We start from the raw sequence: 9450 nt of genomic DNA, 5'->3' as shown, positions 1-9450 counted from the left end.
CATTTCATCAGTACCACTTGATAAAGAACCAGATATTCAGACGACACTCGGAACTTACGGGCATTTATATCCTAATATGAACTTCGAGGCCGCCAAACGCCTGAATGGTCTAGTCGAAATTTCGACCGCTAAATCAGACGTAGCGCAGGTTCAAAACAACGGCGTTACCGCTGGACTTGCACCAGAAGTTGCACGATAGTTGCACGAACGGGTTAGACAGTCATTAAAACGTTGATATACCAACGTTTACAGGCCAATTTTGTCTATTCCCACTCAATAGTGGAAGGCGGCTTAGAGGTAATGTCGTACACTACGCGATTAACGTGATCAACTTCGTTTACGATCCGCACTGAAATCTCTTGCAAGACATCCCAAGGAATTTGAGCAAAATCAGCTGTCATCCCATCGATCGAGTTAACGGCACGGATCCCGATCGTATAATCGTATGTCCGACCATCACCCATGACACCAACGGACCTGAAGCCCGGCAAAACAGTAAAGTACTGCCAAATTTCCTTGTCCAAGCCATGCTGAGCGATAACTTCACGTAAAATTGCATCGCTGTCACGCACGATTTCCAACTTATCTTCAGTGATCTCACCGATGACTCGGATCCCTAAACCAGGACCTGGGAACGGCTGACGCCAAACAAGTTCATGAGGCATATTAAGTTTTTCACCTAACTCACGGACTTCATCTTTAAACAGAGTATTTAACGGTTCGATCAACTTAAAGACCATGTCCTCTGGTAAACCACCAACATTATGATGTGACTTGATCGTTCGCGCGGTATCAGTACCTGATTCGATCACATCAGTATAAAGTGTGCCTTGTGCCAACCACTTAACACCCTTCAATTTGATAGCTTCATCATTAAAGACCTGGATAAATTCATTACCAATAATTTTACGCTTCTTTTCCGGATCAGAAACACCAGCTAGTTTATCCAAGAAACGTTGCTGAGCATCAACTTTGATGATATTCAGCCCAAATTTTCCGGCTAGACTGTCCATCACGAGCTGCGCCTCATTTTTACGTAACAAACCATGATCAACGAAGATACATGTCAGCTGGTCACCAATTGCTTTATGCAATAAGACACCGACAACTGAAGAATCAACACCGCCGGACAGGCCTAATAAGACCTTATCGTCGCCAACTTTTTCACGGATCTTTTCGATCTGCATGTCGATAAAATCTGCCATCGTCCAATTCGAACGAGCTTCACAAACATCAAAGGCAAAATGACGCAAAATGTCATTACCATATTCTGTGTTGCGAACCTCTGGATGAAATTGCAGGCCGTAGAATTTCTTGGCATTATTTGCCATCGCAGAAATCGGGCAATTAGCACTCGTTGCTGTCGATACAAAACCTTCTGGAACTTCTGTGACTAAGTCGCCATGACTCATCCACACTGTTTGTTCCTCGGGTAAGTTTTTAAAGGTCGGTGCCTGATCATTTGTCACTTGGATCAGGGCCTTACCGTATTCTTTATTAGCTGCACTTTCAACCTTACCACCCAGCTCATTTGCCATGATCTGCATTCCGTAGCAGATTCCTAACACTGGGATACCAAGATCAAATATCTCAGGATCAACATCAAAAGCACCATCATCATAAACACTATTAGGACCCCCCGAAAGGATGATCCCCTTTGGTGCCATTTTCTTGATTTCAGCTGCTGTCAATTTGTGTGACAACAGTTCAGAATAAACGCCGAATTCACGGATACGCCGTGTGATCAGCTGATTATACTGACTTCCAAAATCAAGAACGATGATCTTGTCGAAGTCCTGCATATCAACTTTAGCCAAGATATTCACCTCATCTTAATTTTTACAATCTTTACTCAGTTAATTGTACCGGCTGAATTCCTAGTGGTCAATGTTTTCTCAAGAAAAACCGGACAAAAACGCTATCTTAGACAAATTTACGTAAATATAGTTCGTCAACCAGATGATTTTCACCCTTATTTAAAATTAAATCTGCGCGATTTCTGGTTGGTAAAATATATGAGTGTAGATTTTTATGGTTCACATCATGCCAGACATCTTCCGCCATTTTACGCGCGACATCCCGATCACCGATCGCATATGCGTGGTAATAGTCATTTGGTTCATCCTTGGCACGATCCAAGATCAAATCAAAACGTTCCATGTACCATTTCTTGATCAGCTTTTCATCTGCATCGACATAAATTGAAAAATCAAAAAAGTCGCTGACAAAGATCTGCTGGTTACTTGGCAGCTGCAAGACATTGATCCCTTCCAAAATCAAAACATCCGGTTGGTCGATCAGGTCGTACTCACCTTGGACACGATCATAGACCTGGTGAGAATATACTGGGGCTTTGGCAGGCAGACCATTTTTCACATCATTGATAAAATTGATCAAAGCTTTCATATCGTAGCTTTCAGGAAAGCCTTTGCGTTTCATAATATGCCCTTTTTTCAACTCTTCAGATGGATATAAAAAACCGTCAGTTGTGATCTGCTGGATCTTTTTGTTGGGAAAAATTTCCGTCAACAAATCACGTAACAACCGTGCAACCGTACTTTTTCCAACGGCCACTGAACCGGCTATTCCCAAAATAAAGGGAGTCGGCTTATGTTTGATACCTAAAAAGTCAGCCAATTGATTTTGACCATAATTGCGTGCCTCCATTCGCATTCCCAGCAAATGGACCAGAGGCATATAGATTTCTTCTACATCTTTTAAAGAGATCACATCGTTTAAGGATTTGATCCGCATCAATTCCCGACTAGATAAGGGAACATAGTGATCCCGATAAAATGAGCGCCATTCTTCACGAGGGATCTGATAATAATTAAGTCGATTTTCCATTAGTGATAAACGCCTTCCACTTTTGATTTTAAGCATTCGCTATGAATTATAGCACAACAGGTCGGGATTTGTACTATTGTGTTCGTTTAAAATTAAAACGCTTACTAAAAATCAACATTTGGCATCGAGCAGAACAATTATGCTATAGTGAATTAAAAGAGTTCTAAAGGATGAGAAATTTATGCAAAGGATCATTTTATTTGGTGATAGTATCACCGCTGGGGCAACTCATGGTTACCCGACTTCAATTTTCACTGACAAATTACGACAAAAATTAGCGCCTACGCAAGCGGAAATCATGAACCGCGGCGTTTTAGGCGACAATACTCAGGGCGGCCTCGCACGTTTGCAGACAGATGTATTGGCACATAAGCCAGACCTAGTCGTGATCTTTTTTGGGACCAACGATGTTCAAGTACCCAAAATGACTTTACAGCAGTATCAAAATAATCTTGAGATCATGCTAGAAAAAATAGGGGCTGCAAAATCTATCTTGATCACACCAGGGATCACAGGACCAACAAGACAAGGTCATCGCCCGATCGAGAAACTGCAACAGTACGCACTAGCCACTATTGAAACTGCCAAGGATAAACAAGCAGACTACATTGATTGGTTTGCTGAAGCTGTCAAACACTCTGCAGCAGAACTGCTGCAAGAAGATGATTTGCACTATGCACCTCGTGCCTATGACTTGTTGCTGACTCAATTGGCCCCAGTTATTCAACAAAAACTACAATAATATAACAGCAAACTGCAATATAATAGGAAAATTTCAAATCCTTTTTATGTTGTAGTTTTATTTACGAAAAAAATAGTTTTCCCGATTGGCTGTTTTGCGTTTATCTTGAGAGATTCTCGAATCGAACCCGAGCCTTCATTTGACATACTTTTACCCAGTTAGCTCTCATCTGGACCCTTCTTTCGCATACTTGGGGCCACATCAACTTCATCTGGACCTTTTTGGAATAAATGAACTTAACAGACAAACGTTTGCCAGACTGCTGACTAAATCAAGCAATAGCAGCTCGTTTTTTAATAATTCCAGCTATCAAAAGAGAGCCCAGCATTTTGATCAAAATGCTGGGACCCAGTTCCTATTTTTCTGTAATTTTCATTTTACAACCGATCGATCAATTCATAACGCTCAGTTGGAATGTCGGCCATCAATGGCGTTAACTTGCCAGCGGAGAAAATGTTCAAACGATGCATTGCGCGTGAACAGATCGTGTAGACTAACTGACGTTCATCCTCGCGGTGATAATTTGCTTCATTCGCATTCCAGACGATGATCGCATCAAATTCCAGGCCTTTAGCCAAATAAGACGGCACAATTATCGTTCCTGGGACTAAACGCTGATTTTCAGTTTTGATCGCAGTCACGGACTGACCTAACTCCTTCAAGTTAGCTGTCAGTTCTTCAGTTTCCTGCAAACTCTTAGTGATGATAGCTGTGGTCATCTTATCTTCTTTATTACGGTCTAACTGAGTAGCTACATCTTGAACCATGCGCTGCTCATTGGAATCGACCGTGACTGTCGGCAAATCGCCCGCCCGATCAAAAGCTTCAACTTTTTCGCCATTGTGTAAAATATCCTTACTGAAATCAGTGATCTGTTGCGTCGAACGATAAGACTTCGTTAACTGTACCACTTGCGTCTTATCAGGTTCGAACATCGTACTTAATTCATTTAACAGTGAATGGCTGCTTTCTTGCGTAAAAATCGACTGGTTCAAATCACCCAACATCGTGAATTTAGCCCGAGGAAATTCTTCCTTTAATAAGGCTAACTGGTAAGCTGAATAATCCTGGATCTCATCAATAAAGACCTGCCGCATCTCTAGGTCGCCCCGCTTGCCGATGATCTGGTCAAACAAGTAGAGGTAAGCGGTCACGTCTGTTACAGAAATGCTGCCGTTTTTCATCGTGGCGATCGTCTTTTCAACTGTTTTTTGCCACTCATTTTCAGCCAAGCCAAACTCGCTTAGGTCCAACAAATCAGGCAAGTGTCGCAAGAAATGAACATACTGACCGTTTATATTGATAAACCGATTGCGGGTGATCGCCCGTTTGATCGTTTGAAATTCGCGCGTGACATATTCTTTGGTCAGAAAAGTAATTTCCTTGTCACCATTGGCAAAGTTGCGCGGATGGTCACCATATAAGTCATTCAGTTCATCTTGGCCTAAATCTTGGACCGCTTTTTGAACTCGTTCTGTCCGTGCCTCACGGTTGACCTTGCTGCTTAATTTCTTCAGCAAAAATTCACGCGTCGCTGCCAAACGGTTGCGCAGATTGTAATTGCTGTTAAAGCTGTAATAAATTTCTTTGATCTGCTCTTTGCTAAAGAACGGCTTACCGTGAAACATGATGTTCTTAAAGTGCATCCCGTTACTATTCAAAAAGTCTGCGTAGGCATTAGTAGCCTTAAAGAAACTTAAACTATCCTTTAAGTTCTTAGCTTTTCGTTCCTGTTCGTCATTGCTTTCTTCAAAACGTTCTTGTAAGGTTTCAACATGGAGCCGCGGCACCCGCCGTTTAGCGTATTGATAGAAAGTCATTTGGACCATATTTTGTTCACCGAGTTCTGGTAAAACTTCATTAATATAGTCATTAAATAACTGGTTTGGCGAAAATAATATCACCTGACTGGAATTTAAATTGCCCCGATAGCGGTACAAGAGGAAGGCTACACGTTGAAGGACTGCCGACGTTTTTCCAGACCCTGCAGCACCCTGAACAAACAGCAAGTCTGATTTAGTATCGCGAATGATCTTATTTTGTTCTTTTTGAATGGTCGACACAATACTCTTCATCTTAGTATCAGAAGATTCATCTAAAACTTCCAACAACATCTGGTCGCCCACTGTCTCATCTGTGTCGAAAACTGTCAAGATCGTGCCGTCCTCAACCATAAACTGACGTTTCAATGTCAATTCAACGTTTTGCCTGCCATCGGGTGTTTCGTAAGACACCTGCCCTAATCCGCCCTCATAATAGATACTTGAGATCGGTGCGCGCCAGTCATAGATCAAAAAGTGATCCGGCGTGTCCGTAAAAGAACTCAGCCCAATATAAACACTTTCCGGCTTGCTTTCACCATTTTCTTGGAAATCGATCCGCGCAAAATACGGCGTTTTTTCCAAACGTTGCAGCACATCTAACTGCCGCGTTGCCTGACGCCAATTATTTTCTCTTTCTTGCAGCATGGTTTGTTGCTGACGGACCGTCAAAGACGTTTCCATCATGCCTGAATATGTCCCCGTTTTGATCCGCACATTATTTTTGAAATCATTCATGATCGCCTGCTGATCCTTGCCGGCACTATCAATGTTGGCCTGGCTTTTCTTTTCTGCTTGCTTGATTTTTGCAACAACTTCATCCATTCGCCGCTGCTCTTTTTGTTTAATAGTCAAACTCACGCCTAACGCCCCCGTTTGATTTAAAATCTAATGAAATATTTTACCATTATTTGACAGCTGCTACAAACAAAGTCTATTCGTTTTATCAAATTAAAAGAACGTTGAAAGTTGCACCTCCGGCTAAATTGCTTGTACAATTAAATCAATGTATGTAAACTACTTATTTCAACCATTATCCTAAATCTAAGGAGCTGATTTTGTGGATCTATCCCTTGTTATCGTAGCATTCGCCGCTTTTATCACCCCGATGCTCTTAGCAAAATTTAAAGTTTTACTCTTACCCAGTTCGATCGCCGAAATTTTAGTGGGGATCGTTTTGGGTAAAAGTTTTTTCAATGTGATCCACTTAAACGGCGTTCTAACGACCATGTCAACTTTAGGCGTGATCTTACTACTGTTTTTAAGTGGAATGGAGATCGACTTTTCTTTATTCAAACGAACCGACACCTCCACTGCTTTGGCAGCCAAAAAAGCTGAGCAGACTACCTCAGAACACTCCCCTGTCTTTGCAGCCGGAGTTGCCTATAGCCTGACAGTACTAGCAGCTATTATTTTAGCAGCAATTTTAAAAATCAGCGGACTCTTTTCTGATATGGCTCTCGCTGCGATCTTGTTAGCGACAGTTGCCTTAGGGATCGTGATCGGTGTCTTGAAAGAAAATGAACTATTGGGCAAGAAGTTTGGCCAAACGATCCTCTTATTCGCTGTCCTAGGTGAAGTCATCCCGCTACTGGCCTTAACGATCTACTCCTCACTCAAGAGCGGACGCGGCGGAACTTTATGGCTGATCTCACTAGTTTTCTTAGCCGCTGCCTTCTTATTATTTCGGTTTCGCAACTTCTTTACTCACTTTCAAAAATACACGAAATCAACAACGCAGCTAGATATGCGCTTCGCGTTTTTAGTGATCATCGTTTTAGTTGTTCTCGCTGAAACTGTGGGTGCCGAAAACATCCTCGGTGCGTTTTTGGCTGGAATCGTTATTAAGTTATTAGAACCGGAAGAAACGACCCAGCAAAAATTAGACGCCTTAGGTTACGGCTTTTTGATCCCGTTTTACTTCATTTTAACTGGGGCCAAGCTGGACTTGCCGGGATTGCTAAGTTCTAAAACAACGCTGCTTTTGATCCCGTTGCTGCTAGTGGCGTTTATGCTGACCAAGCTGCCCGCTTTCTTCGGGTTCAAAGCACTCTTTAGCAAACCTAATGCTTTTGCAGCAACGATGCTATCGGAAACGACCATCACACTGATCTTAGCGGCCACGACCGTCGCCCAAAATATTTGGGCTATGAAAGCCGACCAGAGTGGAGCCTTTATTATCGCAGGTATCCTGANCCTGCTTATTAGGACCCTTGTTTTTCAAACGTTTGTATCACCCAGAGCACGAACCTGCTGCCAAAACCGATGTGCATTTGATCGGTGCTAATTTAACAGCGGTCAATGCCGCCCAGGGGCTCCCAGCAGACTGGTATTCAGTCAAACTATACACGGATAATCATGGGCGCTATGAAGCTTATCAAGGCGTAACTGACATTACATTTTTAGAAACGATGGATGCCAAAGAATTGATCACAGCGGGGATCTTTGACACCGATGTACTGGTCTTGGCCCACCGTTTGGCAGCGGATAACTACGACTTAGCACTCGCCGCCAAAAAATACGGAGTTCCGCGAGTCCTGTTACGCTTAGACACCCAAGACCCAGAAGAAGCGCAAAAGATGAAAGTCGAACTTGAAAAGAAAAACATCGAATTCTTTAGCACATTCACGACCGGTGTCGGTGTGTTACGCTCGGCGATCCAGTCACCTGAGGTCTTGCGCTTGTTAACGTCGAGTGATGCTGAAATATTTGAGATCCAGTTGACCAACTCTCTTTATGAAGGAACAGAATTATCAGAGCTGCCTGAGATTCAAAATATCGTGATCAGCCGGATCGTTCGTGAACATCAATTCATTGCACCTAAAGGAGGCACGCAACTGCAGCTCGGCGACCACTTATTGCTTTCAGGAAGTCGGGAAGTCGTAGCACGTTTACGCCAAATTTTGAATAATCAAAATTCAGTCGACCAATAAAGCCGGTTTTAAGTATTTGGGAAGATACAGTCAGTGATCTGTTGTATACTAAATATAACAACACTGTAGAAGGAGGAATTCTATAATGTCTTTTTCAGTATATCTAGTGCGACATGGACAGACTTACTTAAATCTCTACAATAGAATGCAAGGCTGGTGTGATTCACCATTAACACAAAAAGGTGTCGCAGACGCACACTTAGCCGGAAAACGTTTGGCAAATAAACACTTTGACTACGCTTTTCACAGCGACACAATGCGCACCAAAAGAACATGCGAGTATCTTTTAGCAGAAAATCAGGCGACAGACGCTAGTCTAAAACCTAAAGAACTCCGGAATTTTCGGGAACAAAGCTTTGGCTATTTTGAAGGTTCAGATGCCAGCCAAGCTTGGACGATGATCGGAGCCAAGCACAACTGCCATTCATTCAAAGATGTCGTAAATAATTACTCATTAGTGGAAACACGAGACTTCATGAAAGAAGCAGATCCATTTGACGATGCAGAAAATGATGCAGAGTTTTGGAGTCGGGTCAAAATCGGGTTTGACTATTTGAGAGATAAAATTCCAGATGGCAAGAACGTTTTAGTGGTCAGCCATGCGATGACGATCAGAAGTATCGCTAATCTGTTTGACGAAAAAACACCCTTATTCCCAGATCCGGCTAACGGATCGGTCACTAAGCTGACCGTAGATGGGCACAATTTCACAGTCGATTATTACAATCAAACAGGCGAAGATTTCGATTACTAAAAGATTTGAAAGTAAGGAGTAGAAATTATGTCATTTAACATTTACTTAGTCAGACACGGACAAACGATCCTAAATCGCTATAACAGAATGCAGGGCTGGTGTGATTCGCCGCTAACTCCCAAGGGGATGCAAGACGGACACATGGCGGGGCACCATTTGAGCCACATCAATTTTGCCAAAGCATTTCATAGTGATACGACCCGTGCTGAGAAAACTTGTCACTTCTTATTGCAAGAAAACGTTGCTTCACCAGAGTTGCCAGAGCCAGAAGAACTGCCAGCCTTTCGCGAACAAAGTTATGGTTATTACGAAGGCAGCGACTCGGACCAGGCTTGGTTAATGATCGGGGCATCC

The 9450-nt window shown here is 42.7% G+C and carries 7 protein-coding genes and 2 pseudogenes; 6 read left to right on the top strand and 3 right to left on the bottom strand.

Going from position 1 to position 9450, the window contains the following annotated elements; genetic code table 11:
• Positions 1–199: pseudogene (locus FC65_RS06510) on the top strand (hypothetical protein); the annotation flags it as partial.
• Between the two features lie 64 nt (positions 200–263).
• On the opposite strand, the gene guaA reads toward FC65_RS06510, so the two are convergent.
• Both guaA and coaA read right to left on the bottom strand, forming a co-directional pair.
• Positions 264–1817: a glutamine-hydrolyzing GMP synthase gene (gene guaA, locus FC65_RS06505; protein ID WP_056972002.1), complete on the bottom strand. Its 1554-nt coding sequence runs from the start codon at positions 1815–1817 to the stop codon at positions 264–266.
• Between the two features lie 106 nt (positions 1818–1923).
• Complete coding sequence (coaA, locus tag FC65_RS06500; protein ID WP_056972001.1) at positions 1924–2847, bottom strand: type I pantothenate kinase; 924 nt, start codon at positions 2845–2847, stop codon at positions 1924–1926.
• Positions 2848–3028: 181 nt separating this feature from the next.
• Between coaA and FC65_RS06495 the strand changes: the two genes are divergently transcribed.
• Positions 3029–3589: a GDSL-type esterase/lipase family protein gene (locus FC65_RS06495; protein ID WP_056972000.1), complete on the top strand. Its 561-nt coding sequence runs from the start codon at positions 3029–3031 to the stop codon at positions 3587–3589.
• Positions 3590–3966: 377 nt separating this feature from the next.
• Here FC65_RS06495 and helD read toward each other — a convergent pair whose 3' ends face one another.
• Positions 3967–6270 (bottom strand): RNA polymerase recycling motor HelD, encoded by a 2304-nt coding sequence (helD, locus tag FC65_RS06490; RefSeq protein ID WP_056971999.1) that lies wholly within the window; start codon positions 6268–6270, stop codon positions 3967–3969.
• Between the two features lie 199 nt (positions 6271–6469).
• Between helD and FC65_RS12425 the strand changes: the two are divergent.
• The 4 genes and pseudogenes from FC65_RS12425 to FC65_RS06475 form a co-directional block, all read left to right on the top strand.
• A pseudogene (locus tag FC65_RS12425) lies at positions 6470–7604 on the top strand (cation:proton antiporter); the annotation flags it as partial.
• Between the two features lie 216 nt (positions 7605–7820).
• On the top strand, positions 7821–8342 hold the full coding sequence (locus tag FC65_RS12420; RefSeq protein WP_338088174.1) for a TrkA C-terminal domain-containing protein: 522 nt from the start codon (positions 7821–7823) through the stop codon (positions 8340–8342).
• Positions 8343–8427: 85 nt separating this feature from the next.
• Positions 8428–9096: a histidine phosphatase family protein gene (locus FC65_RS06480; protein WP_056971998.1), complete on the top strand. Its 669-nt coding sequence runs from the start codon at positions 8428–8430 to the stop codon at positions 9094–9096.
• A 27-nt stretch (positions 9097–9123) separates the two neighbouring features.
• Positions 9124–9450: histidine phosphatase family protein (locus tag FC65_RS06475; RefSeq protein ID WP_162257051.1), on the top strand; the 327-nt coding region annotated here is incomplete at its 3' end.

The organism is Ligilactobacillus acidipiscis DSM 15836, from assembly GCF_001435755.1.
Classification (GTDB): domain Bacteria; phylum Bacillota; class Bacilli; order Lactobacillales; family Lactobacillaceae; genus Ligilactobacillus; species Ligilactobacillus acidipiscis.
The sequence above is the reverse complement of the archived record's forward strand: the minus strand, read 5'-3'. Positions and strand labels throughout refer to the sequence as shown.